This is a genomic window from Citrobacter sp. Cf087 (assembly GCF_030334285.1).
Classification (GTDB): domain Bacteria; phylum Pseudomonadota; class Gammaproteobacteria; order Enterobacterales; family Enterobacteriaceae; genus Citrobacter; species Citrobacter freundii.
Genome location: NZ_JAOWED010000031.1, coordinates 399,798 through 425,566 on the forward strand (window position 1 = coordinate 399,798; position 25,769 = coordinate 425,566).

The 25,769-nt window shown below is 51.6% G+C and carries 21 protein-coding genes; 13 read left to right on the forward strand and 8 right to left on the reverse strand.

Features of this window, described 5'->3' with window-relative positions:
* Positions 1-7: 7 nt before the first annotated feature.
* Positions 8-1,480 (reverse strand): MocR-like pyridoxine biosynthesis transcription factor PdxR, encoded by a 1,473-nt coding sequence (pdxR, locus tag OGV57_RS18480; protein WP_286531530.1) that lies wholly within the window; start codon positions 1,478-1,480, stop codon positions 8-10.
* Positions 1,481-1,644: 164 nt separating this feature from the next.
* Here pdxR and torC point away from each other — a divergent pair, with 164 nt between their 5' ends.
* The 3 genes from torC to torD are packed head-to-tail and all read left to right on the forward strand — an operon-like array spanning position 1,645 to position 5,908.
* Positions 1,645-2,778: a pentaheme c-type cytochrome TorC gene (gene torC, locus OGV57_RS18485; RefSeq protein WP_054528598.1), complete on the forward strand. Its 1,134-nt coding sequence runs from the start codon at positions 1,645-1,647 to the stop codon at positions 2,776-2,778.
* A gap of 9 nt (positions 2,779-2,787) precedes the next feature.
* Positions 2,788-5,286, forward strand: a complete 2,499-nt coding sequence (gene torA, locus OGV57_RS18490; RefSeq protein WP_054528597.1) for a trimethylamine-N-oxide reductase TorA — start codon at positions 2,788-2,790, stop codon at positions 5,284-5,286.
* Positions 5,276-5,908 (forward strand): molecular chaperone TorD, encoded by a 633-nt coding sequence (gene torD / locus OGV57_RS18495; RefSeq protein WP_003840076.1) that lies wholly within the window; start codon positions 5,276-5,278, stop codon positions 5,906-5,908. The genes torA and torD overlap by 11 nt, the downstream gene beginning before the upstream one ends.
* A gap of 722 nt (positions 5,909-6,630) precedes the next feature.
* Here torD and yeiP read toward each other — a convergent pair.
* Positions 6,631-7,203 carry an elongation factor P-like protein YeiP gene (yeiP, locus tag OGV57_RS18500; RefSeq protein ID WP_003027452.1) on the reverse strand — a complete coding sequence of 191 codons (573 nt, stop codon included), beginning with the start codon at positions 7,201-7,203 and terminating at the stop codon, positions 6,631-6,633.
* 157 nt (positions 7,204-7,360) lie between these two features.
* On the opposite strand from yeiP, the gene OGV57_RS18505 reads away from it, so the two are divergent.
* A complete protein-coding gene (locus OGV57_RS18505) occupies positions 7,361-7,615 on the forward strand; it encodes a YkgJ family cysteine cluster protein (RefSeq protein WP_003027451.1) in 255 nt (84 codons plus the stop codon).
* On the opposite strand, the gene setB is transcribed toward OGV57_RS18505, so the two are convergent.
* Entirely contained in the window at positions 7,612-8,793 is a 1,182-nt protein-coding gene (gene setB, locus OGV57_RS18510) for a sugar efflux transporter SetB (RefSeq protein WP_054528596.1), read from the reverse strand. The genes OGV57_RS18505 and setB overlap by 4 nt on opposite strands.
* A gap of 368 nt (positions 8,794-9,161) precedes the next feature.
* Between setB and fruB the strand changes: the two genes are divergently transcribed.
* Genes fruB through fruA form a run of 3 tightly spaced genes read left to right on the forward strand, consistent with a single transcriptional unit; the run spans position 9,162 to position 12,935 of the window.
* Complete coding sequence (gene fruB, locus OGV57_RS18515; RefSeq protein WP_048232397.1) at positions 9,162-10,292, forward strand: fused PTS fructose transporter subunit IIA/HPr protein; 1,131 nt, start codon at positions 9,162-9,164, stop codon at positions 10,290-10,292.
* A complete protein-coding gene (gene fruK / locus OGV57_RS18520) occupies positions 10,292-11,230 on the forward strand; it encodes a 1-phosphofructokinase (RefSeq protein WP_003027446.1) in 939 nt (312 codons plus the stop codon). Before fruB ends, fruK begins: the two co-directional genes overlap by 1 nt.
* Positions 11,231-11,246: 16 nt before the next feature.
* Positions 11,247-12,935, forward strand: coding sequence for a PTS fructose transporter subunit IIBC (fruA, locus tag OGV57_RS18525; protein WP_003840084.1), 1,689 nt, complete (start codon positions 11,247-11,249; stop codon positions 12,933-12,935).
* A gap of 85 nt (positions 12,936-13,020) precedes the next feature.
* Here the strand turns inward: fruA and OGV57_RS18530 are convergent, their stop codons facing one another.
* Together OGV57_RS18530 and cuyB are read right to left on the reverse strand one after the other, a co-directional pair.
* A complete protein-coding gene (locus tag OGV57_RS18530) occupies positions 13,021-14,319 on the reverse strand; it encodes an anaerobic C4-dicarboxylate transporter (protein WP_054528595.1) in 1,299 nt (432 codons plus the stop codon).
* Between the two features lie 75 nt (positions 14,320-14,394).
* Entirely contained in the window at positions 14,395-15,114 is a 720-nt protein-coding gene (cuyB, locus tag OGV57_RS18535) for a cysteate racemase (RefSeq protein WP_003027440.1), read from the reverse strand.
* Between the two features lie 349 nt (positions 15,115-15,463).
* Here cuyB and hypT point away from each other — a divergent pair, with 349 nt between their 5' ends.
* From hypT to OGV57_RS18555, 4 genes are all read left to right on the forward strand, one after another.
* Positions 15,464-16,375, forward strand: a complete 912-nt coding sequence (hypT, locus tag OGV57_RS18540; RefSeq protein ID WP_003027438.1) for a hypochlorite stress DNA-binding transcriptional regulator HypT — start codon at positions 15,464-15,466, stop codon at positions 16,373-16,375.
* A 302-nt stretch (positions 16,376-16,677) separates the two neighbouring features.
* Complete coding sequence (locus tag OGV57_RS18545) at positions 16,678-17,619, forward strand: pseudouridine kinase (protein ID WP_003845170.1); 942 nt, start codon at positions 16,678-16,680, stop codon at positions 17,617-17,619.
* Positions 17,607-18,542, forward strand: a complete 936-nt coding sequence (locus OGV57_RS18550) for a pseudouridine-5'-phosphate glycosidase (RefSeq protein ID WP_003840093.1) — start codon at positions 17,607-17,609, stop codon at positions 18,540-18,542. Before OGV57_RS18545 ends, OGV57_RS18550 begins: the two co-directional genes overlap by 13 nt.
* Before the next feature lie 96 nt (positions 18,543-18,638).
* Positions 18,639-19,889 carry a NupC/NupG family nucleoside CNT transporter gene (locus OGV57_RS18555; protein WP_003840095.1) on the forward strand — a complete coding sequence of 417 codons (1,251 nt, stop codon included), beginning with the start codon at positions 18,639-18,641 and terminating at the stop codon, positions 19,887-19,889.
* Between the two features lie 46 nt (positions 19,890-19,935).
* On the opposite strand, the gene OGV57_RS18560 is transcribed toward OGV57_RS18555, so the two are convergent.
* From OGV57_RS18560 to OGV57_RS18570, 3 genes are all read right to left on the reverse strand, one after another.
* On the reverse strand, positions 19,936-21,024 hold the full coding sequence (locus OGV57_RS18560; RefSeq protein WP_003027430.1) for a sugar kinase: 1,089 nt from the start codon (positions 21,022-21,024) through the stop codon (positions 19,936-19,938).
* Positions 21,025-21,026: 2 nt separating this feature from the next.
* On the reverse strand, positions 21,027-21,884 hold the full coding sequence (gene nfo, locus OGV57_RS18565; protein ID WP_016150659.1) for a deoxyribonuclease IV: 858 nt from the start codon (positions 21,882-21,884) through the stop codon (positions 21,027-21,029).
* Between the two features lie 71 nt (positions 21,885-21,955).
* Positions 21,956-23,005 carry a YeiH family protein gene (locus OGV57_RS18570; RefSeq protein WP_003027424.1) on the reverse strand — a complete coding sequence of 350 codons (1,050 nt, stop codon included), beginning with the start codon at positions 23,003-23,005 and terminating at the stop codon, positions 21,956-21,958.
* A gap of 178 nt (positions 23,006-23,183) precedes the next feature.
* Between OGV57_RS18570 and yieE the strand changes: the two genes are divergently transcribed.
* Together yieE and lysP are read left to right on the forward strand one after the other, a co-directional pair.
* Positions 23,184-24,065: a DNA-binding transcriptional regulator YeiE gene (gene yieE, locus OGV57_RS18575; protein WP_054528593.1), complete on the forward strand. Its 882-nt coding sequence runs from the start codon at positions 23,184-23,186 to the stop codon at positions 24,063-24,065.
* Positions 24,066-24,260: 195 nt separating this feature from the next.
* Positions 24,261-25,730, forward strand: coding sequence for a lysine-specific permease (gene lysP / locus OGV57_RS18580; RefSeq protein WP_003027419.1), 1,470 nt, complete (start codon positions 24,261-24,263; stop codon positions 25,728-25,730).
* The last annotated feature ends 39 nt before the right edge of the window (positions 25,731-25,769 follow it).

Genomic DNA, 25,769 nt, shown 5'->3' on the forward strand with positions numbered 1-25,769 from the left:
TTATTCATCAAGGCTGCGCGAGCGCCTGCTCCAGCACTGTCAGCACTTTATTGATTTGCTGTATCTGCAATCCACCAAATCCAAAAAACATAACAGCATCGCTGTTTTCTTTGCGCCATGCGGCTTCTGATCCATTTTCTATATCCGACAGAGTGTCGAAACGGATCCCAGCCAACAGACAACTTTGTTGCAACCTGACGATGAATTCGGTATGTCTGGCAATGCGTAACGAGAGGTGCAGACCTGCCGTTGCTCCAGCGATTTTCCCTTCGGGAAACAGAGTGGACAGGCCATCGTGTAACAGAGTGAGGCGCGTCGCATAGCTGCAGGCCAGCTTGCTGATATGCGTATAAAAAACCTGATTTTGCATCAGTTCGGCTAAAAATTGCTGCAACAACCACTGACTGCCGTTGTTATTGAGCGCTTTCATGTTCTGTACCGCCGGAAGCAGTTCATCAGGGCAAATAAGATAGCCAAGCCGTGCGCCTGGCCCCAGTGTTTTAGAAAATGTCCCCATATAGATAACTCGGTTGTGATAATCCATGGCTTTCAGCGCGGGAAGGGGATTGTCCCCATAGGTAAAAACGGCATCGTAATCGTCTTCAATGATGTAAGCGCCGACGCGTTGCGCCCACGTTAATAATGACTGACGGCGCTCCAGCGAAAGCACACTTCCCATCGGATACTGATGAGCTGGAGTAACATAACAAAGCTGGGTTTCATACTCGGGTAAATTATCTGTTTGCAGCCCGTGGTTATCTACGGCAATTGACGTAATGTCTGCACCGTAATAATTAAAAAGATGCCATGCGCCAGAATAACAAGGGGATTCGGTCACAATATGGCACTTTTTTTGCTGACTGACAGCATGATGAATAATAAATATTTGGCTGAGCAGTGATAATCCTTCCTGAATCCCGTTGGTAATGATGATGTTCTCTGCTCGGGTATTAATTCCGCGGGATAAATTAAGGTATCTGACCAGTTGCTCACGTAGTGAAAATAATCCATTTGGTGAATGATACCGGGTAAATAATTGTTCTTTAAGTATGCTTGGAGCATTATTCCATTTCCGCCAGCTTGACCAGGGAAAAGCGTTGGGGTCGGGGACGCCCATCCGGCAGTAGCACTCTCGTCCAGGCTCGGCGTAAACATCGGTAGATACCCCGGCAGCTTTAGGTTTTACCGGTGGAGAGCCTTGGGTCACGGGCACATGAGTTGGGGTTATACGTACAGGCGTGGTGAATATCACTTCATAGCCAATGCCGTGTCGGCTCTTGATTAACCCAGCCGCCATCAGCTTATCATAGGCCATCACTACCGTTATTTTAGCAACGTGCAATACCTGAGCCTGCTCGCGAATAGAGGGGAGTTTGTCTCCACAAAGCAAATCACCCTGCTGAATTGCCTGGAAATAAAATTGAAATATCTGCAGTTGCAGCGGAGTACGGCTTTCTCTATTGAGCGTCAGTGTTAGCATAAGAAATTCCTTATTTACAGATGGTCACTATATTACGAATTTCTGATCTTTACTATTTGACTCACCTCATAGAGTGGCTGCTGTTCCTATAATCTGCTTTCGCTGTCTCTATTTTTGATTTTTATTATCCCTTAGCGTGTCGCTATTAAAAAATGGAGGCAAGCATGTCGTGGATAAGAAAGAACGCATTGTGGTGCGCATTCGTCGGGGCGTTAGTAATGGCCTTGGCTATTTGGGGAACGTGGCAAGGCGTTCATTACACCAGTACCACCGAATTTTGTTTATCGTGTCACTCGATGCGCACGGCTGGAGAGGAATATAAAACCAGCGTGCATTTTCGCAACGCGTCTGGCGTGCGGGCTGAGTGTAAGGATTGTCATATTCCACCGGGCGTTGTTCCAACGCTTATTCGTAAAACTGAAGCCTTAAACGATCTCTATCACACCTTTATTTCTCCTTCTATCGACACTCCGGAAAAGTTTGCTGCCAAACGCTCGGAGCTGGCCCAACGGGAGTGGGCGCGCATGAGCGCGAATAATTCAGCGGCGTGTAAATCCTGCCATAGCTATGAGGCAATGGATCATGGCAAGCAATCGGCAAATGCGGCGGCGCAAATGAGCGCGGCGGCAGCAAAAGACAGTAACTGTATCGATTGCCACAAAGGAATAGCCCATCACAAACCCGATATGAGCAGCGGTTTTCGCGATCGCTTTAAGCAGCTACAGCGTCAGGGAGATACGCCAACGGATGCGTCCACACTGTTCTCATTAAGCGAAAAATCATTGGCGGCAACGGCAGAAAGTCCGGCAGGGAAGGCGCTGTTATTTCCCGCCACCGAGGCCAAGGTGCTGAAAAAAGAAGGCAGTAACGTCCAGCTCGAAATTACGGGCTGGCGTGAAAGCAAAGGGCGTGGACGGGTGATCACCCAGTATATGGGGAAACGCGTTTTCTCCGCCGTGCTCGATGAGCCCCTGATGGCGAACGTAAAAGTGCTACAAACCCAGGTCGATCCTGATTCACATCAGGAATGGCAGCAGGTGAGCGTCACCGCCTGGACCACCGATCAGGACTTTATCAGCACACTTGCGCCAATCTGGGAGTACTCAGATCAAATGCTGCAATCCACCTGTAGCGCCTGTCATAGCACTCCTCCTACGACCCGATATACCGCTAATGGCTGGATCGCTGGATTGAAAGCCATGTCGACCTATTACCGGCTTAATCCGGTGGAGGAACGTACGTTGTTGAAATACCTCCAGACCCACGCCAGCGATGTGTCTGACACCAACAAAAAGTAAGGATAATGTATGGATATTCATGACTTTAATCCGTCCCGCCGCCGTTTTCTCAGCGGTATGTTGGCGGTGGGTGCTGCCAGCGCACTGGCGCCTAATCCGCTGATATCAAAAGTGTGGGCGGCGGGGGAAAATCCCGAACAGTGGATTCAATCAGGTTCGCACTATGGCGCTTTTGAAGCCAAAGTGGTCAACGGTGAGTGGATCGAAACCCGTCCGTTCAAACATGACAAATATCCCTGCGATATGCTGAACGCGGTGCGTGAAGTGGTCTACAACCCGTCGCGGGTGCGCTACCCGATGGTGCGTCTGGACTGGCTGCTTAAACGTGAGAAGTCGGATCGCAGCCAGCGCGGAGATAACCGTTTTGTACGGGTCAGTTGGGATCAGGCGCTGGATTTGTTTTACGAAGAGCTGGAGCGGGTGCAAAAAACCTATGGTTCATCAGGCGTATTTACCGGGCTTGCTGACTGGCAAATGGTAGGCAAATACCATAAAGCGGGCGGGGCGATGGACCGGGGACTTGGCCTGCATGGTAGCTATGTGACAACTGTCGGCGACTATTCTGCGGCAGCGGCCCAGGTCATTTTACCGCATGTGATTGGTTCACTGGAAGTTTATGAGCAGCAGACGTCACTCCCGCTGGTGATTCAAAACAGCAATACCATCGTGTTGTGGGGTTGCGATCCGATCAAGAACTTGCAGATCGAGTTTTTGGTTCCCGATCACGATGCATTTGGCTACTGGCAGCAGATTAAAGAGGCGGTAGCGCAGAATAAGATGCGCGTTATCAGCGTTGATCCAGTGCGTAGCAAATCTCAAAACTATCTTGGCTGCGAGCAATTGGCGTTGCGGCCACAAACCGATGTCGCGTTAATGCTGGCACTGGCGCATACCCTGTACGAAGAAAAACTGTACGACACGGCGTTTATTACCGATTACACCGTCGGCTTTGAACAGTTTTTACCGTACCTGCTGGGCGAGAGTGATAAGCAGCCGAAAAATGCCGAATGGGCGGCTGAAATCTGCGGGCTGACAGCAGAGCAGATCCGAGACTTCGCCCGCCTGTTGGTGAAAGGCAGGACACAGTTTATGGGCGGTTGGTGCGTACAACGCATGCACCACGGTGAGCAGTATCCGTGGATGCTGGTGGTACTGGCCAGTATGGTCGGTCAAATTGGTTTGCCCGGCGGCGGGGTCGGATTTGGCTGGCACTATAACGGGGGTGGGACGGTAACATCGACCGGGCCAGTGCTCTCCGGGCTGGGGAGTATTACTAATCCCCCGCAGGCGAAGTACAAAGCGGATTTTCGTGGCGCATCGGAGCATATCCCCACTTCGCGTATCGTTGACTGCCTGCTTGCGCCAGGCAACAAGATTGCCTTCAACGGTGAGACGTTAACGTATCCTGACATCAAAATGGCGATCTACAGTGCGGCCAATCCATTCCACGCCCAGCAGGACAGGAACCGCATGATCGACGCGTGGAAAAAGCTGGAAACCGTGGTGGTGTTAGATCACCAATGGACCGCGTCGTGCCGTTTTGCCGATATCGTTCTGCCTGTGACCACCCGTTTTGAACGTAACGATATTGAGCAGTTCGGCACGCATTCGAATAAAGGGCTGATGGCGCTGCATCAGATTGTTAAACCGCAATACGAAGCGCGGCATGATTTTGACATCTTTGCCGGGCTGTGTAAGCGATTTGATAAGGAAGCGGTGTACCGTGAAAACCGGAATGAAATGCAGTGGATACAGGCGCTTTATGACGAAGGTGTGAAGATGGGGGCGTCGCTCGGTGTTACCTTACCGGACTTCACAACGTTCTGGCAGGGTGACGGATATATTGAATATCCGCCGGGTCAGCCGTGGGTACGTCACGGCGAGTTTCGTGAGCAGCCAGACCTGAATCCGCTGGGTACGCCGTCAGGTCTTATTGAAATCTACAGCAAAACCATCGCGGGTTTTGCCTATGAGGATTGTCCGGGGCATCCGGTGTGGATGGAACCCTTTGAGCGTACCCATAGCGGCAAAAAAGATAAATACCCGCTGCATTTGCAATCCTGCCATCCGGATAAACGTCTACATTCCCAGTTGTGCTCAAGCGAGGCGTTTCGCAACACCTATGCAGTTGCCGGAAGAGAGCCGCTTTATATCAGCGAACAGGATGCCACCACTCGTGGCTTAAAAGCCGGTGATATCGCCCGCGTTTTTAACGCTCGTGGTCAGGTACTGGCTGGCGTGGTAATCAGTCCGGATTTTACCCCTGGCGTGGTCCGTATTCATGAAGGCGCGTGGTACTCCCCGCAGGAAGGGGGGAAAGCCGGGACATTATGCACCTATGGCGACCCGAACGTGCTGAGTGCGGATATCGGTACTTCACAGCTGGCCCAGGGGCCTTCAGCACATACCGTGCTGGTGGAGGTCGAGCGTTATCAGCAGAAAGCCCCGCAGGTGACGGCTTTCGGTGGTCCGCAGATTGTGAAAGAGGAGGGGACCAGTGCAGCATAATCAAATTCATCAGCAGCGGGCGGCTGTGTACCAGTGGTTTTCGCAACTGTTATTTCGTGAGCTGGATGAAAAACAGCTCGCCAGTCTGGAAAATGGCAATAGCCAGGCATGGATTGCCTCACTCGAGGCGATCCCCGGATTATCTGCCAATGTTAAACGTTTTGAGCGTAGCCTGGGCCGGGTTCTGCGGCGCGACTCCCGACAGCTTGAGTTGGCCGCAGATTTTGCCTCGTTGTTTCTGCTGGCCCCGCCGGCTAGTGTTTCTCCCTATGCGGGGCACTATCCACACACGACGGCGGCAGAAGAACGTCTGCAAATGAATGTGCTGCTGGTTGAGCAAGGGCTGGCGGCTCGGGAGAATGAACCCTCCGATCATATTGCCGTACAGTTGGCATTAATGGCGAGGATGGTTGCTAAAGAGGAGAAATTCTCCGCGCAGTATTACTTTTTGCATCATCATATTCTGTGCTGGGCACCGTTATTTCGCGACGCTTGTCTGGTGCGGGATAACGAGGGGTTTTATCCTCAGGCGGTTAATCTGATAGTGCGTTTTATGCAAGAGGATGAACAGTATCTGGAGTCGCTGCTGATGGATGATTTTTATTTCAGCAGTCAGCGCTGAAAATGACAAAGGGACAGCCTGCGCTGTAATGCCAGTCAGTAAAGCATTATGGAGAATATTTGATTGCGGCATAGGGTTCCGTTCACCTCAGTGGAGTCATTTCTCTGAAACGCCGTTACCCGTGAACGTGCAAGGGAGGCTCACCGCCGCCTCCCTTGCATCCCAGGCTCCCGGCGGGAAAATCGTCGCTGCGCGAGTTATTCGTCTTATGCCGTCTGCCTGTCGGGTCGGTGCCGAGCCTGCATCCTTGCAGGCCGTCCCCTCTGCCCGCATCCCTGCGGGCAGCCCCGGTCAGCCGTCAACGCCTCATCGATTTTCAGCCGGACCGGGGTCATCGCTGTAATGCTCTGACTTCCAGTTAAATCTGATTTGCTGTTCAGATATATTCAAAAAAACGCAGATGGTTAGGTGTGGGCTGGTCCGGCTGAAAATTGCCGACGTGTTTCCGTAAGGCCGGGAGAACCCGCATGGATGCGGGTTCAGGGCGCGTTTTGCAGGGACGCTACCTCGCGCCCGGCCCGGTAGCCTGGAGGAATAAGCGGAGGGAACCACGAAGTGGCAATTTTCCCGCCGGGAGCCGGGATTGTTAAGGGTACGGCGATAGTACCCTTAACACGTTCACAGGCAGTATGGTTTCAGAGAAGTGATACCACTAAAGTGAACGGAACATTTTGCCAGAGATAACATGCCATTATCTTTGGTTCACCTGTAACGACAGGAGATTAATCTGCACGGCCCATATAGCGACGCTCTTCGATATGAATACGGATTTTTTCACCCGCACTCAAATACTCAGGAACCTGGATCACCAGACCGGTGCTCAGGGTTGCTGGCTTGTTGCGCGCACTCGCTGAAGCACCTTTAATACCCGGTGAGGTTTCAACGATTTCCAGGTCTACGGTCTGCGGCAGTTCAAGCGCCAGCAGTTGGCCGTCCCAGGTCAGTACCTGCATATCCGGCATACCGCCTTCCGGCATGAACAGCAGCTCTTCTTCAATCTGGTCTTTGGTGAAGGTATACGGGGTATAGTCTTCTTTATCCATAAAGATGTATTCGTTGCCATCGACGTAGGAGAAATCAACCCCGCGGCGGCTCAGGGTGACGGTATCCACGATATCGTCGCCTTTGAAGCGCTCTTCAACTTTCAGACCGGTACGCACATCAGAAAAACGCATTTTGTACAGCGTAGCTGCACCACGTGCAGACGGTGATTGAATATCGATATCTTTTACAATCAGCAGCTTGCCGTTGTAGTTTAGTACCATACCTTTTTTAATTTCGTTCGCTCTTGGCATCGAAAAAATCCTGTAGTGAGGAGTGTCTAAAATATCGCGTAAAACTACTCGCGCCGGGGCATTCAGGCAAGCGGAATTCATGCTTTTGCTGGTGCCAAAAAGGTGGTACTGTGCGCTTCCCGCACAATCCGATGGTTTACGATAAAGAGAGTACTGTATGGAATGCCGTCCGGATTGTGGTGCATGCTGCACCGCGCCTTCAATCTCCAGTCCCATCCCTGGCATGCCTGATGGCAAACCTGCTAATACGCCATGCGTTCAGCTGGATGAATCCCTGCGTTGCAAAATTTTTGCTTCGCCGCTACGACCAAAAGTGTGCGGCGGTTTACAGCCCAGTGCGGAAATGTGCGGACAGACGACGCACCAGGCCATGGTTTATCTCATCGAGCTTGAAGCGCTGACCGCGCCTTAAGCGTCCTTGATGCGCGCAAGGCACACGACGGTGGCGACGATCATCACCAGCGCAAACCAGAACACCGCGTGATAGTTCCAGATTTCAGCGGCAATCCCCGCCAGCGATCCGGCAATAATCCAGCCCACGCGAATGGTATTCGTATACAGGGTCGTTGCTGAGCCTGCCTGTCCTGGCATCAGATCCTGGAAATAGAGCATGCCAATTCCGCCGAGGATGCCGATGTAAATCGCGTTCAGCAGTTGTAAGCCAAGTAATACCGCCGGAGAGTGAGCCAGCAGCATACCGGCATAAAAGAAGAACCCGGCGACGACAGCAATTCTCATCAACAGACGTTTGCCCAGACGCTTTGCAAAATAGCCAGCAATCAACATGGTCGGGATTTCCAGTCCGGCTGCGGTACCCATCATGATGCCAGCCAGTTTTTCCGGCAGATGCAGTTCGTTGATGATAAACAGCGGCATATTAATGATATAGAGACTATTAGTGCCCCACATTAATGTGCAGATAACAAACAGCAGCAGCGTGTCGCGTCGATTGCGGCGTGGGGCCTCAACTGCGCCTGTTGCGAGCGGCACGTTTTTACTCATCGAAGGTAAAAATAACCAGACCATTACGCCGCAGACAACAAACGCCACCGCTGCGCTGAGATACATCACCGTAAAGCTGAACCCCATGGCCAGCGCGTAGGCCAGCGGTGGGCCAATTACCCAGGCCAGCGAAACCTGCGCACGTAATATTGAGCTGAACATGACGGCTTCCCGACCTGTGCGGTCGGCGTGTTCACGGGCGAGAGCGAACATTTGCGGGTTGGCAGTCGATCCAAAGCTGCTGAGGAATACCCCGATAAACAGCAGAATAAAATAGTTACGGTTCCAGGCGAACAGCACGCAGGCCAGCATCCCCAGCACGCAGCAAAACACAATCAGGTTTTTGCGATCGCCTTTTTTATCCGAGCGCCCGGCCAGAAACTGACTCACCAAAATGCCGATCACGGCGCTGCCGGTAAAAAAGAACCCGACCATGCCGGGACGGGCATGGACTTCATCCGTCAGAAATAGGCTAAGCGTTGGCGTCTGCAACGCACCGGCGATACCCGTCAGAAATGCGACAAGCAGGAACGCCGAAGACGTTAAATCAAACGCCTTGGGTGTGGCGGCTACGGGGGTGTTATGCATGTTTTGATATCAATGATGTGAAGAGACGCGGAGTTTACGCCGCTTGTCAGAAAATAAACAGGGAGCCAAATCAAAATCGGCATCAAAAATCAAAATAGCATTTCAGTCAAAGAATGCTGTTTGCTGACGTTGCTGAATCTGACAAGCTGACGCCGTTTTTCCGTCAGCAGTTTTTTCTCCTTCGCAGAGAAAATGTGCGTTATCTCTAAATTCAGCAAGTAATTTGTCAACTTTACTTGTGTGCTGAAGAAAAAAGAGCAAGACTTCTTGAAACGTTTCAGCGTCATCTCGCCATAACTGATGGAGTCAGGTGACGCCTTTTTTCTCATGTTAGCTGAATCGTTTCAAATCAGCGGGAGAGGAGAACCATGTTCCAGTTATCTGTTCAGGATATTCACCCGGGCGAACAGGCCGGGAATAAAGAAGAGGCTATTCGCCAGGTTGCCGCTGCCTTAGTGCAGGCGGGTAACGTCGCGGAAGGCTACGTCGATGGCATGCTGGCGCGCGAACAACAGACGTCCACGTTCCTCGGCAACGGTATTGCGATTCCGCACGGTACGACGGACACGCGTGATCAGGTGCTGAAAACCGGTGTGCAGGTTTTTCAGTTTCCGCAGGGCGTGACCTGGGGCGAAGGGCAGGTTGCTTATGTGGCAATCGGCATAGCCGCAAGCTCTGATGAACATCTCGGTTTACTGCGTCAGCTGACACACGTGCTGAGCGATGACTCCGTCGCTGAACAGCTGAAATCTGCGACCACGGCGGAAGAACTGCGTGCGCTGCTGATGGGCGAAAAGCAAAGCGAACAGCTGAAGCTTGATAACGAAACGCTGTCGCTGGATGTCGTGGCCAACTCGCTGGTGACGCTGCAGGCACTCAACGCGGCACGACTGAAAGAAGTCGGTGCGGTTGACGCCACCTTTGTGGCCAGAGCAATCAATGAGCAGCCGATGAATCTCGGTCAGGGGATCTGGCTGAATGATTGTGCTGAAGGCAACGTGCGTAGCGCTGTTGCGGTCAGCCGTGCAGCAACAACGTTCGATGTAGAAGGTGAAGCGGGAGCCCTGCTGGTGACCGTCGCCATGAATGACGATCAACCGGTTGCCGTGCTGAAGCGCCTTGGCGATCTGCTGCTGGATAATAAAGCTGACCGTTTGTTGAAAGCCGATGCGGCAACGGTGCTGGCGCTGCTGACCAGCGATGACGCCTTAACTGATGATGTACTGAGCGCCGAATTTATTGTGCGCAATGAGCATGGTTTACATGCCCGCCCGGGCACCATGCTGGTGAATACGATTAAACAATTTAACAGTGAAATTACCGTGACAAATCTTGATGGAACCGGCAAACCGGCGAATGGACGCAGTCTGATGAAAGTTGTGGCATTAGGTGTGAAAAAAGGACATCACCTGCGCTTTACCGCACAGGGCGAAGATGCTGAACAGGCGCTGAAGGCGATTGGAGAAGCCATCGCGGCAGGTCTGGGGGAGGGCGCGTAATGAGCAGACGTGTTGCGACTATCACCCTTAACCCGGCTTACGACCTGGTGGGTTTTTGCCCGGAAATTGAACGTGGTGAAGTGAACCTGGTTAAAACCACCGGTCTGCACGCGGCAGGGAAAGGAATTAACGTCGCTAAAGTTTTGAAGGATTTAGGTATCGATGTCACTGTGGGCGGCTTCCTGGGTAAAGACAACCAGGATGGTTTTCAGCAGTTGTTCAGCGAGTTGGGTATTGCCAACCGTTTTCAGGTTGTACAAGGGCGTACCCGTATCAACGTCAAACTGACCGAAAAAGACGGTGAAGTATCTGACTTTAATTTCTCCGGCTTTGAAGTCACCCCGGCTGACTGGGAACGCTTTGTGAATGACTCGCTGAGCTGGCTGGGCCAGTTCGACATGGTGTGCGTCAGCGGCAGTTTGCCGACCGGCGTGAGCCCGGAAGCCTTCACCGACTGGATGACGCGCCTGCGCAGTCAGTGTCCTTGCATTATCTTTGATAGTAGTCGTGAAGCGTTGGTGGCGGGTCTGAAAGCGGCACCGTGGCTGGTGAAACCAAACCGTCGTGAGCTGGAAATCTGGGCAGGCCGCAAACTGCCGGAAATGAAAGATGTGATTGATGCGGCGCATGCGCTGCGCGAGCAGGGTATTGCTCACGTGGTGATTTCACTCGGCGCGGAAGGTGCGCTGTGGGTTAACGCTTCAGGTGAGTGGATTGCTAAACCGCCGTCAGTTGAGGTGGTCAGCACCGTCGGCGCGGGTGATTCAATGGTTGGCGGTCTGATTTACGGCCTGCTGATGCGTGAGTCCAGTGAACATACCCTGCGTCTGGCGACGGCTGTTGCCGCCCTGGCAGTAAGCCAAAGTAATGTAGGCATTACCGATCGTCCTCAGTTGGCCGCAATGATGGCGCGTGTCGACTTAAAACCGTTTAACTGACAGCAGGAGAGGCATAATGAAAACGCTGCTGATTATTGACGCTAATCTCGGCCAGGCTCGCGCTTACATGGCGAAAACCCTGCTTGGAGCGGCGGCACAGAAAGCACATCTGGAAATTATTGATAATCCGAATGATGCCGAACTGGCAATTGTTCTGGGCGATACGCTTCCTGCCGACAGTTCGCTGAACGGCAAAAAAGTCTGGCTGGGCGACATTGGTCGTGCGGTTGCGCACCCTGAACTGTTCCTCAGCGAAGCGAAGGGCCATGCAAAACCTTACAGTGCCCCGGTTGCAACAGCACCTGTGGCCAGCAGTGGTCCAAAACGTGTAGTGGCAGTGACGGCGTGTCCGACCGGTGTTGCTCATACGTTTATGGCTGCTGAAGCGATTGAAACAGAAGCGAAAAAACGTGGCTGGTGGGTGAAGGTTGAAACCCGAGGTTCTGTTGGCGCAGGCAATGCCATTACGCCGGAAGAAGTGGCTCAGGCGGATCTGGTGATTGTGGCAGCTGACATTGAAGTTGATCTGGCGAAGTTTGCCGGCAAACCGATGTACCGCACCTCTACGGGTCTTGCGTTGAAGAAAACCAAGCAGGAGCTGGACAAAGCGCTGGAAGAAGCAACACCGTACCAGCCAACCGGTAAAGCGCAGACTTCAGCAACCGAAAGTAAGAAAGAGAGCGCGGGGGCATATCGTCACCTGCTGACGGGTGTCTCTTACATGCTGCCGATGGTGGTTGCTGGCGGTCTGTGTATTGCACTCTCGTTCGCTTTTGGTATCGAAGCGTTTAAAGAGCAGGGTACGCTGGCGGCGGCGCTGATGCAGATTGGCGGTGGTTCAGCTTTTGCGCTGATGGTGCCGGTTTTGGCAGGTTATATCGCGTTTTCCATCGCTGACCGTCCTGGTCTGACGCCGGGTCTTATCGGCGGTATGCTGGCGGTGAGCACCGGTTCCGGCTTTATTGGCGGGATTATTGCTGGTTTCCTTGCCGGTTATGTGGCGAAGCTTATCAGCACGAAGTTGAAACTCCCGCAGAGTATGGAAGCGCTGAAACCGATCCTGATCATTCCGCTGTTCTCAAGCCTGGTGGTTGGTCTGGCCATGATTTACCTGATCGGCAAACCGGTGGCTGGCATTCTGGAAGGTCTGACCCACTGGCTGCAAACCATGGGTACGGCGAATGCGGTGCTGCTTGGAGCGATTCTTGGCGGCATGATGTGTACCGATATGGGTGGTCCGGTTAACAAGGCGGCGTATGCTTTCGGTGTGGGTCTGCTGAGTACGCAAACTTATGCGCCGATGGCGGCCATCATGGCGGCAGGTATGGTTCCCCCGCTGGCTCTGGGTTTGGCAACGCTGGTTGCGCGCCGTAAGTTCGACAAAGCGCAGCAGGAAGGCGGCAAAGCAGCGCTGGTACTGGGCCTGTGCTTTATCACCGAAGGGGCTATTCCATTCGCTGCCCGTGACCCGATGCGCGTTCTGCCTTGCTGTATCGTTGGTGGTGCGATTACCGGTGCTATCTCGATGGCAGTGGGTGCGAAGCTGATGGCGCCACACGGCGGGCTTTTCGTCCTGTTAATTCCAGGCGCAATTACGCCGGTACTGGGATACCTGCTGGCCATTATTGCCGGTACGCTGGTAGCCGGTCTCTCCTACGCGGTGCTGAAGCGCCCGGAAGATGAGGTTGTGGCAAAAGCGGCATGATTTAATGCTGACATCAGGGGCAGAGATTTCTCTGCCCCTTTTTTTATTGATTAACTGCTGCCTGAAGATAGATATGTAAAACGGTTCAGGCAATCATTGGCGCGATGATAAAACCAAAGGCAACGCCAGCAATGATCCCACCCAGTCCTGGCAGCATAAACGGATGGTTTAAGACATACTTGCCCACGCGTGTTGTCCCTGTGGTGTCGAACTCCATTGCCGCCAGCGAAGTCGGGTATGTTGGTAGAACAAACACCCCGGTTACCGCCACATAGGAGGCCAGAATCGCCCATGTAGGTACGCCGAGTGCAACGGCCAGAGGGATAATCAGCGGCGTTGTGGCGCCTTGCGAGTAGAGAAGCGCGCAGGTACCAAACAGCACCAGCGCCAACAGCATCGGATAAGCCTGTAGAATATCGCCTGCGATATCCTTAATCTCCGCTAAGTGGGCATCAATGAAGGTCGTTCCCAATGTAACAATCCCGAGAATGACGGCCAGTGAACTCATCCCTGCTCGAAATGTGGAGGTCAGGACAATAGCATCGGTTGATGTTTTGCATAATACCACCATCAGGCAAGCGGCAGATAACATACAAATAATGATGATATCCCGGGTATTCATTGGGTTGCCGGCATCAAATCCGGGGCGTAGCTGCGGGCAGGCGGCAAGAATAACGATGACGACCGTTGCCAACATAAACAGGGCGACTGAGAGTTTGGCACCCGGTACAGTGCTGTTTTGCCCTTCATATTTACGCACCAACCCTTTTTGCAGGCGTTCAAGATAGACTTCATCATCTTGTAGCTCGCATCCCTGACGTGAGGCGATAAAAGCGGCGGCCATCGCGGCAACAAACGAAGCTGGCAGACATACCGCCATAACCTGGATAAAGGTGACACCGTTGCCTTCCATAATGGTCAGCATCGCCGCCATTGCGGCACTGATCGGCGAACCGGATATCGCCACCTGAGAGGCGACCACGGAGCCGGCGAGTGTACGAGAAGGGCGGATACCGGACTCTTTGGCGACTTCGGCAATCACCGGTAGGGTAGAAAATACAATGAACCCTGTTCCGGCCATAATGGTCATCGACCAGGTGATAATCGGTGCAATAATATTGATATATTTAGGATTACGCCGCATGAAATTACCGGCTACGCGAACCAGATAATCCATACCTCCGGCGGCCTGTAGCGCCGATGCTGCCACGACAACTGTCATAATAATGAGAATAACGTCAACGGGGGGCGAACCAATTTGTAGATCAAATCCCAATGTTAAAATAGCCAGCCCCAGCCCGCCGCATAAACCGATACCTATTCCGCCGAGGCGGATACCAAAAAATATTGCACCCAACACGACGATAATTTCTAACCAAACCATAATGGCCTCCGCCAGAGAATAATTTGTTATTAAAATAAGTGTTTGTTTAATGCTTTATTAATCTGGTGACGGCTGTTATTGCGCCAGAAGATGATGTTTGCCAACTCGCTTTTCGTACCATTTAATACCGGCGCGTACTAATGAACCGGTTGAGTCAATATATTTATCTGGTGAGTTTTTGACTGCGTTGGCAAGAATGACGGGGACTTCAGTACATCCCAGTACAATGACTTCTGCACCGCGTGAAAAGAGCATTTCAGCCTGTTCATTCATCAGCGTTTGTGCCCGCTTAAGATCGCCGGCTTTTAAGCAATAAATACTATCCATGACCTTTTCCTGACCGGATGAATCAGGGCTGACACAGGTTAAGCCAAGAGATTCTATGCCTTTTTGGTAGAGTCCCATGTAAAGGGTGGCGTTGGTAGCAAGTAAACCTATACGCGATTTTCCGCAGTTTTTGACTTCATTCATGGTGGTTTCAACGATACTGAGTAACTCTGTATGACAGCACTCCTTTAATTCATTAAACCAAAAGTGGGCAGTATTACAGGGGATCACAATACACTCCGCACCAGCATCTTCCAGTTTATGCATATAATCACGCATTGCCGGAAGTGGGGAATGACCATGATGCATTAACGCATCAGTTCGATCTGGAATATCAGGGATGGATGAAATAATTAATGGGATATGTTCCTGATCGCGTTGCGCTGCGGTAAAGGTGACGAATTTATTAAAAAGATCGACGGTTGCAGCAGGTCCCATACCACCAAGTACGCCAATTAAACCTTTCACGATATATACCTCTATTACCGATATTTAATATCAGGGCTGGTGTGTGTCTGGTGTCTATGTTTAACAGCAGTGTGTCGTGAGGAGAAATGCAATAATGTATGGTTCAATGCAAAAACTGCATGGGTGCAGTTTCTTTTGCCACCTCAGCAGGCCAGTAATCAGGCTGGTGTCTGAAATTCCGCGGCGATAAGCGGTCGTGGTCGATGGGTAAAGAAACATGTTAATGTCAAAAACGAAGGTGTTATGCAAAAAACGAATCACCAGATGCTGATGTTGAATATCATCTCCGGGCATATTCAGGCATGATGCTTAAGACTAATTGACATATTTAAACATCCGCGTGACAGGCATGAAAAATATCGAGACAAAATGGTTATATGATTTTTTGACGCTGGAAGCGTGTCGTCATTTTTCCCAGGCCGCGGAGGAGCGCAACCTATCCCAACCGGCATTTAGCCGACGGATCAAGGCGCTCGAGTCCGCCGTTGGCGTGCTGCTGTTTGACCGTACGACGAGCCCACTGCAGTTGACGGAGGAGGGTAAGTTATTCCATTCGCAGACCCGTAGCCTGTTGCAACAGCTGGAATGTAACTTAGATGAGCTTAGTGGTCACAACCTGCTTGGCGTTCCCAATATCAAAATAGCGGCAGCGCATTCTCTGTCGCTGACGATGTTGCCCAGATTAGTACATTCAATGTCGGCATGGGGCGAGGAGTTTGTGTACCACGTCGAAGCGATTGACGTAGTCCAGGCAGTGAATACGCTGCGCGAGGGGAAAAGTGATTTCATTATCTCCTTTCGCGATGAAGACTTAATGCAGTCACCTTTCTGCGGCTTGAAGGTGTTTGAGTCTGAGCTGTATCCCGTCTGTGCTGCGGATGCACAGGGTCAGGCATTGTTTGATATCTATCAGCCGCAGGTGCCGATACTGAACTATACCAGCACATCCTACATGGGAAGATTGGTTAACCGTCACCTGGCGGAGGTGGGTAGTATTTCGGCGCGTACGCTGTTTATGTCTTCGATGAGTGAGCTATTGAAGAATATGGCATTGGATGGGCATGGTATTGCCTGGCTGCCAGCGTGGACGATCGTGAACGAACTACGGGATAAACGCCTGGTTTGTCTGGACACGCCGGAGTTGATGGTGCCTATTCAGGCCTATATTTATAGAATGGATACCCGCCTGAATAAAACGGCTGAGCACTTCTGGCGGATTTTGTACAACCATATGCCAGAGGATCTGGTTTCGCTTAGTTGATACGCGCCAGTTCGCCTGGCGCGTCTGAAAAACCTTCGGTTATGACCAAAGATGCTTTTTAACCTGATCAATTTGTGTACTACCTCTCATTTTCTCTCTCCCTGACAAACTGTATCTATAAAAAATTGTGATTCTGTTCATATCTATCGACTTTATAGCTTGTGGATGGATTTACTTTGTCAAAAACACGCCTACTATGAACACATGTTTGATAGTGAACATGTGCTCTAATAGCCTGATGTGTGGCGTTGGTTATTTTTAACGAACTCATTTGTGGCAAATTAATTGCCAGGGGACGTGCTATGCGTGAAAAGGAATACATCGTAACGATTGGCTCGGCCAATATGGATGTTGCTGGGTATTCGCATGCTTCTCTAAATTATGCGGATTCGAATCCAGGTAAGATAAAATTCACTCCCGGTGGCGTTGGACGCAATATCGCACATAATCTCGCGCTGCTGGGTAAAAATTCTTGGTTGCTAACAGCGGTTGGTAACGATTTTTATGGTCAATCATTATTGGCACAAACTAATCAATCAGGAGTACATGTCGACAAGTGTCTTATCGTTTCCGGAGAGAATACATCCAGTTATTTATCGCTGCTTGATAATACTGGTGAAATGCTGGTGGCTATTAATGATATGAGTATCACCGAGCATATTTCAGCAGAATTTTTATCACAGCATTTTGATTTTATTAGGCAGGCAAAAGTCATTATCGCCGATTGCAATATCAGCGAAGACGCTCTGGCATGGGTACTGGAAAACGCCGGAGATGTTCCGGTGTTTGTTGACCCGGTGTCGGCCTGGAAGTGCGTAAAAATTCGCGGCCGCCTTGCAAAAATTCACACCCTCAAACCAAACCGCCTTGAAGCCGAAACGCTCAGCGGTATTGCGCTTTCTGGGCGTGATGACGTTAGCAAAGTCGCCGCGTGGTTTCATGATCGCGGCTTAAACCGGCTGGTGCTCAGCATGGGCGGCGACGGCGTTTATTACAGTGATATTGCGGGGAGTTGTGGTTGGTCGCTCCCCATTAAAACTCGCGTCATTAATGTCACAGGGGCTGGTGATGCGATGATGGCTGGACTGGCCGCCTGCTGGGTAGACGGCATGCCCTTTATTGATTCGGTTCGATTTGCGCAGGGGTGTTCATCAATGGCATTAGCCTGTGAATATACCAATAACCCTGATTTGTCTGTTGCGAATGTTAGCTCAATAGTGGAGAACACAGAATGTCTGAATTAACTCTTTCCTCTGAATTATTACAAATATCACCAGAAGTCCAGGAAGCATTAAACAGTAAAAAACCGATTGTTGCGCTTGAGTCAACCATTATTTCTCATGGAATGCCATTTCCGCAGAATGCTCAGACAGCGATTGAAGTAGAAGAAACTATTCGTAAGCACGGCGCTGTTCCTGCGACCATTGCCATTATCGGCGGAATAATGAAAGTAGGTTTAAGTAAAGATGAAATTGAATTGCTTGGACGAGAAGGACATAGCGTTACGAAAGTAAGTCGTCGTGATTTGCCATTTGTGGTCGCGGCAGGGAAAAATGGTGCCACCACCGTTGCCTCTACGATGATTATTGCCGCGCTGGCTGGAATTAAAGTATTTGCGACCGGGGGAATTGGTGGCGTTCATCGTGGTGCTGAACATACGTTTGATATTTCTGCGGATCTGCAGGAACTGGCACATACCAATGTCACGGTAATTTGTGCTGGTGCTAAATCTATTCTGGATCTTGGCTTAACGACTGAATATTTAGAAACCTTTGGCGTGCCGTTAATTGGATATCGAACCCAAGCGTTACCGGCATTTTTCTGTCGTACCAGTCCGTTTGAAGTCAGTATCCGTCTGGACAGCGCTAAAGAGATTGCCCGCGCGATGGCGGTGAAATGGCAAACGGGTCTTAATGGAGGCCTGGTTGTCGCTAATCCAATCCCGGAGCAGTTTGCCATGGCAGAAGAGAAAATTAATGCGGCAATAGATCAGGCGGTAAAAGAAGCGGAAGAGCAGGGCGTCGTGGGTAAAGAAAGTACGCCGTTCCTGCTGGCGCGAGTTGCGGAGCTGACCGGTGGCGACAGCCTGAAATCAAATATTCAACTGGTGTTCAACAACGCAGTGCTGGCCTGTGAAATTGCGAAGGAGTATCAACGCCTCGCCTGACAGAATTTCCCGGGCAGAATGCGGTCGCCCGCGAATATCAAACCTACCAAAACCTGGCGATAACGCCGGGTTTCCTGGCATGAAGGGAATTTCATTATGGATATAATGAGAAGTGTTGTGGGTATGGTGGTATTACTGGCCATCGCGTTTCTGCTGTCAGTAAATAAAAAACGTATTAGTCTGCGCACCGTTGGGGCTGCGCTGGTACTGCAAATTGCCATCGGCGGTATTATGCTCTATTTCCCGCCGGGAAAATGGCTGGTTGAACAGGCCGCGCTCGGCGTCCACAAGGTGATGTCATATAGTGACGCGGGTAGCGCATTTATCTTCGGCTCCCTGGTTGGGCCAAAAATGGATGTGCTGTTTGACGGGGCAGGGTTTATCTTCGCCTTCCGGGTGCTCCCGGCCATCATTTTTGTGACCGCACTCATCAGTCTGCTCTATTACATTGGCGTGATGGGGCTATTGATCCGCATCCTCGGCGGTATTTTCCAGAAGGCGTTGAACATCAGTAAGATCGAGTCATTTGTCGCAGTAACCACGATTTTCCTCGGGCAAAACGAGATCCCGGCAATCGTGAAACCGTTTATTGACCGCCTTAATCGTAATGAACTGTTTACCGCTATTTGTAGCGGGATGGCCTCGATTGCTGGCTCAATGATGATTGGTTACGCCGGAATGGGCGTCCCGATTGACTATTTGCTGGCGGCATCATTGATGGCAATCCCTGGCGGCATTTTGTTCGCCCGTATGCTGAGTCCGGCAACGGAAGAATCTCGCGTCACCTTTGAAAACCTGTCATTTACTGAAACACCACCGAAAAGCATCATCGAAGCGGCGGCCAGTGGGGCTATGACCGGGCTGAAGATTGCCGCAGGCGTTGCGACGGTGGTAATGGCATTTGTCGCCATTATCGCGCTGATTAACGGCATTATCGGCGGAATTGGCGGTTGGTTTGGTTTTGGCCACGCCACTCTGGAAGGGATCTTTGGCTATGTGTTAGCCCCGCTGGCGTGGATTATGGGCGTGGACTGGAGCGATGCGACGCTGGCAGGTAGTCTGATTGGACAGAAGCTGGCGATCAACGAATTTGTCGCTTATCTCAACTTCTCGCCGTATCTGCAAACGGGCGGAACGCTGGACGTGAAGACCATCGCGATTATCTCGTTTGCGTTGTGTGGTTTCGCGAACTTCGGTTCGATTGGCGTCGTGGTCGGGGCATTTTCGGCGATTGCGCCACAGCGTGCGCCGGAAATCGCGCAACTTGGAATGCGTGCGCTGGCAGCAGCAACGCTGTCAAACCTGATGAGCGCCACAATAGCCGGTTTCTTTATCGGACTGGCATAAAATAAAGTTTGTAGGCCGGATAAGCGTAGCGCTATCCGGCAGACATTCAAGCTGTTTGCAGCAAATACAGAGCGTTATCCGCAGAGAGCGTTGGGTTGTTGATACTGACGCTGGCCCGCGATAATGCTGCGCAGGCCATGGCAAAGCGCGCGCTTTCACGAAACTCACTGCCTTCCAGAAAGCTGTACAGTAATCCCGCCATAAAAGCGTCATCGGCACCAAAACTGTCTACCACCGTATGCTCAGGCGGCGTCAATAAAAACTGTTCGCCGTCCTTTTCGCTGCAAAAAACGGATTCATCTTCCAGGCAGACAAAAATGCGTTTTACCCCTTGCTGATGCAGGCTATTGACGGCCAGTACGCGATCCGCATCAGTATGAATAGGTTGGCCCCATAAAATCGCAAGCTCTTTCTGCGTGGGTTTTAGCGTATGAATACGCGTAAACCAGGTTTTCATTTTTTCCGCTTTGAACTCTGAAACGGTGTCAATGAATACCGGAATATCATCGGCAATAGTAAAGACCCACTCAATGGCTTCGGCGGTCAGATTGCAATCGGCCAGTACGACACCGGAATGGCGAATCAAATCTCGCGAACCGTTAAGCAACTGCGGCGTCAATTGTTGCAGGATATGGGTATCGTTAATGGCCAGTACGGTCTCTTCCTGTTGATTAGCGATCGACAGGTAGGTTGAGGTGTTGTGTCCATGCAGACGAATGCAGCTGGAAACGTTAACCCCAGCCTGACGCGTTTGTTCCAGCAATGTTTCGCCATAGAAGTCACTGCCAACAGCGGAAATTAAATGTACGTCGCGGCCCAACAGCGCCAGGTTGTGGGCGATGTTACGTCCTACACCGCCTGCTGAGCAATGAATGCTGCCAGGGTTAGAGGCTGCCTGCGGATAATGGATGTCTGCAACACCCCGGATATCCATGTTGATAGCACCGACAACCACGCAATAATCCTGTTCGGTAAGGATATAACCTTTACCTTTGATCATGCCTTTACGCATTAAATCCATAATATGCGCAGCGACGCGTGAACGGCTGATCTGCAAAATATCGGCGATTTCATTCTGCTGAATCAACGGATTGCGGCGCAGGATCTTAAGGATCTGCTTTTCCCTGTCGTTCATGATTAGGCCACCGCTTTTTCAGTTTGCTGGGCTTTCAGCCAGGCAATCTCTTCTGCCCAAATGTCCGGATTAATGGTTTCCAACACCAGCGGAATGCCGTCAAAACGATTGTCCTGCATGATCCAACGGAAGGCATCGTGGCCAATATTGCCTTCACCTAAGCTGTGGTGACGGTCAACGCGGCTGCCAAACGTGCTCTTGGCGTCGTTCAGGTGCATACCGCGCAGATACTTGAAGCCGACAATTCGTTCAAATTCCGCAAACGTCTTTTCACATTCCTCAACGGAACGCAAATCGTAACCGGCCGCGAAGGCGTGGCAGGTATCAATACAGACGCCGACACGGGATTTATCTTCTACGCCGTCGATAATGGCGGCCAGGTGCTCAAACTTAAAGCCAAGGTTACTGCCCTGTCCGGCGGTATTTTCAATGACCGCCGTAACGCCCTGGGTCTGGGCGAGGGCAATGTTGATCGATTCCGCAATGCGCGCCAGACATTCATCTTCCGGAATCTGCATCAAATGGCTGCCCGGGTGAAAGTTAAGCAGGGATAAGCCAAGCTGTTCGCAGCGTTGCATTTCATCAAGAAACGCATCACGCGATTTTTCCAGCGCATCGCTGACCGGGTGACCGAGGTTAATCAGGTAGCTGTCGTGAGGCAGGATTTGCGCGGAAGTATAGTGATACTTCTCGCAGGCAGATTTGAAATCATCAATGATTTCGGAGGTCAGCGGCGCAGCACGCCACTGACGCTGATTCTTGGTGAACAGGGCGAATGCGGTCGCTTCGATTTCTGCGGCTCGAATAGCGGCGTTAGCCAGACCGCCAGCGGCGCTTACGTGCGCTCCGATGTATTTCATAAATTAAACCCGCCATACTCAAATGCAAAAGGAGGAAGTATAGCGGGTTAATGGAGGCGAGTCGTGCTCGTTTATGCCATCAGCGCGTGGATAGCGAGGTTAATCGCGCCACCGCCTACAATCAGCCAGACAAACAGCAGCAGGGCCATTAGTAACGGTTTAGCACCGGCTTTTTTCAGGGCGCTAACGTGAGTGGTCAGCCCCAGTGCGGCCATCGCCATTGCCAGCAAAATGGTATCCAGTGTTACCAGCATGTTCACTACCGACTGCGGCAGAAAGTGGAACGAGTTAAAAATCGCGACCACAATGAACAGGATGGCAAACCACGGAATGGTGATTTTGCTCTTCTCACCACCGGAGGCCGGAGACAGCTGTTTAACGCGAGCGGCCAACAGGATAAGGAACGGTGCCAGCATCATGACGCGCAGCATTTTGGCAATAACTGCGGCATTTTCCGCATCCGGGTTAATGGCGTGCCCGGCAGCCACTACCTGTGCCACTTCATGCATGGTGGAACCAATGTAAATGCCGTAGGTTTCCGGGCTAAACCAGTGTGCCAGCAGCGGATACATTGCCGGATACAGGAAGATAGCGATGGTACCGAAGATCACTACGGTGGCGACAGCGACCGTCACCTTACTGGCTTCCGCTTTCACTACCGGCTCGGTTGCCAACACGGCGGCGGCACCACAAATGCTGCTCCCCGCGCCAATCAGCCAACTGGTGTGGCGGTCCAGACCAAACACTTTTTGCCCCAGGAAACAGGCAATCATAAAGGTACTGCTTAGCGTTAACACATCAATCACGATACCGCTGACGCCGACGTCAGCAATTTGCGCGAAGGTGAGGCGGAAGCCGTAGAGGATGATCCCCAGACGTAATAAATGTTGTTTAGCAAACAGCACACCGCCGTCACAGCTTTTCCAGATGTGCGGATAGACGGTGTTGCCGAGAACCATCCCCAGTAAGATTGCTAAGGTGAGGGCGCTGAACCCGGCACCTGCAACGGCGGGAATGGATCCACCCCATAAGGCGACCCCAGTGATAACTGCACTCAGGGCGAGCCCCGGAATAAAATGCCACGCTGTACGACGATGAGTCTGCAAGGTGAGTTCTGTCATATCCTTCTCCTTTATCTGGGTAAAAGAGTACGGCGAAGTGGTTTAAAAATAAAATTGATTATATATTTATAATTAATCTATATAAGTGGTATACCCGTCATACTTCAGGTTGCATGTGCGCTGGCTGCAACTCGAATTATTTAGGGTATAAGTAACGGTTATCCGGTGGAAAACGACTATGCATATCACCCTGCGACAACTTGAAGTGTTTGCTGAGGTATTAAAAAGCGGCTCAACGACCCAGGCGTCTGTCATGCTGGCATTGTCGCAGTCGGCGGTGAGTGCGGCACTTACCGATCTGGAAGGGCAACTCGGCGTGCAACTGTTTGACCGTGTTGGTAAACGACTGGTGGTCAACGAACACGGGCGCTTGCTCTACCCACGGGCGCTGGCGCTACTTGAGCAAACGACCGAAATTGAACAGCTTTTCCGCGAAGATAATGGCGCTATCCGGGTTTATGCCAGTAGCACCATTGGCAACTATATTCTCCCTGCCATGATCGCCCGCTATCGGCATGATTTCCCCGATTTGCCGCTGGAGCTTAGCGTGGGCAACAGCCAGGACGTGATCAATGCGGTGCTGGATTTCCGGGTAGACATCGGGCTGATTGAAGGGCCGTGTCACAGTACGGAAATTATCTCTGAACCGTGGCTGGAAGACGAGCTGGTGGTGTTCGCCGCACCGTCGTCACCGCTTACAAAGGGACCCGCTACGCTGGAACAACTGGCTGCTTCGCCGTGGATCCTGCGTGAACGAGGATCGGGTACGCGTGAACTGGTGGATTACCTGCTGTTGTCTCATTTGCCGAGATTTCAGATGGCAATGGAGTTGGGTAACTCCGAGGCCATTAAGCATGCAGTGCGCCATGGCCTTGGGATCAGCTGTTTGTCACGGCGGGTCATTGCCGAGCAGTTACAGGCGGGAACGCTGAGCGAAGTTCCTGTGCCGCTTCCACGTTTGGTCCGCACGCTGTGGCGTGTTCATCATCGACAAAAACATATCTCCAATGCCATTACGCGCTTTTTGCACTACAGCGACCAGGTAGAGCAGGGGGAATAGGACGTTCACTGTCGTAATGACTCCTTTTTGCATAATGGCGGTTACGTTTTAACCGCCTTGCACCCTCTATTTTCTGCTTTACTTATAATCCGCGGCCAGTCATGAAGGTCTCTTATAACAGCGCATTTGTGCCGGAAGAATGCCGTTTCGTCTGCTACAATCGCGCCTCATTTTTTGGATGGATAGCATTTTCACATGGTTTCCGAAACTAAAACCACAGAAGCGCCCACGCTACGTCGTGAACTGAAGGCGCGTCACCTGACGATGATTGCCATTGGAGGCTCCATCGGTACAGGTCTTTTCGTTGCATCTGGTGCAACTATTTCTGCAGCGGGTCCTGGCGGCGCGTTGTTCTCTTATATTCTGATCGGTCTGATGGTGTATTTCCTGATGACCAGCCTCGGTGAACTGGCGGCCTATATGCCGGTTTCTGGCTCGTTTTCCACCTACGGTCAGAACTACGTAGAAGAAGGCTTTGGCTTCGCGCTGGGCTGGAACTACTGGTACAACTGGGCGGTAACGATTGCCGTTGACCTGGTTGCCGCACAGCTGGTGATGAGCTGGTGGTTCCCGGACACGCCGGGTTGGATCTGGAGTGCGCTGTTCCTCGGCGTGATCTTCCTGCTGAACTACATTTCCGTTCGCGGATTTGGTGAAGCGGAATATTGGTTCTCACTGATCAAAGTTACCACCGTCATTATCTTCATCGTAGTTGGCGTAATGATGATTTTCGGTATCTTCAAAGGCGCTCAGCCGGTGGGCTGGAGCAACTGGACGACCGGTGATGCACCGTTTGCCGGTGGTTTTGCTGCGATGATTGGCGTGGCGATGATCGTCGGCTTCTCCTTCCAGGGGACGGAACTGATCGGTATCGCGGCAGGTGAATCTGAAGATCCTGAAAAGAACATTCCACGTGCGGTACGTCAGGTATTCTGGCGAATCCTGCTGTTCTATGTGTTCGCGATTTTGATTATCAGCCTGATTATTCCGTACACCGATCCGAGCCTGCTGCGCAACGATGTGAAAGACATCAGCGTTAGCCCGTTCACGTTGGTATTCCAGCATGCGGGTCTGCTGTCTGCGGCAGCGGTGATGAACGCAGTTATCCTGACGGCGGTGCTGTCTGCAGGTAACTCCGGGATGTACGCTTCCACGCGTATGCTTTACACCCTGGCATGTGACGGTAAAGCGCCACGTATTTTCGGTAAACTTTCTCGTGGCGGCGTACCGCGTAACGCGCTGTATGCGACCACCGTGGTGGCGGGGCTGTGCTTCCTGACCTCGATGTTTGGCAACCAGACCGTATACCTGTGGCTGCTGAATACTTCCGGGATGACGGGCTTTATCGCCTGGCTGGGGATCGCCATTAGCCACTATCGCTTCCGTCGCGGTTATGTGCTGCAGGGCCACGATGTGAAGGATCTGCCGTACCGTTCTGGCTTCTTCCCGCTGGGTCCGATCTTCGCCTTTGTGCTGTGCCTGATTATCACTCTCGGCCAGAACTACGAAGCGTTCCTGAAAGACAGCATTGACTGGGGCGGCGTGATGGCTACCTATATTGGTATCCCGCTGTTCCTGATTATCTGGTTTGGCTATAAGCTGACCAAAGGAACCCATTTTGTTCGCTACAGCGAAATGAAATTCCCGGGTCGCGTGAAGAAATAACAGTATAAAAAGCATAACAAAAACCCCGGCATGATGAGT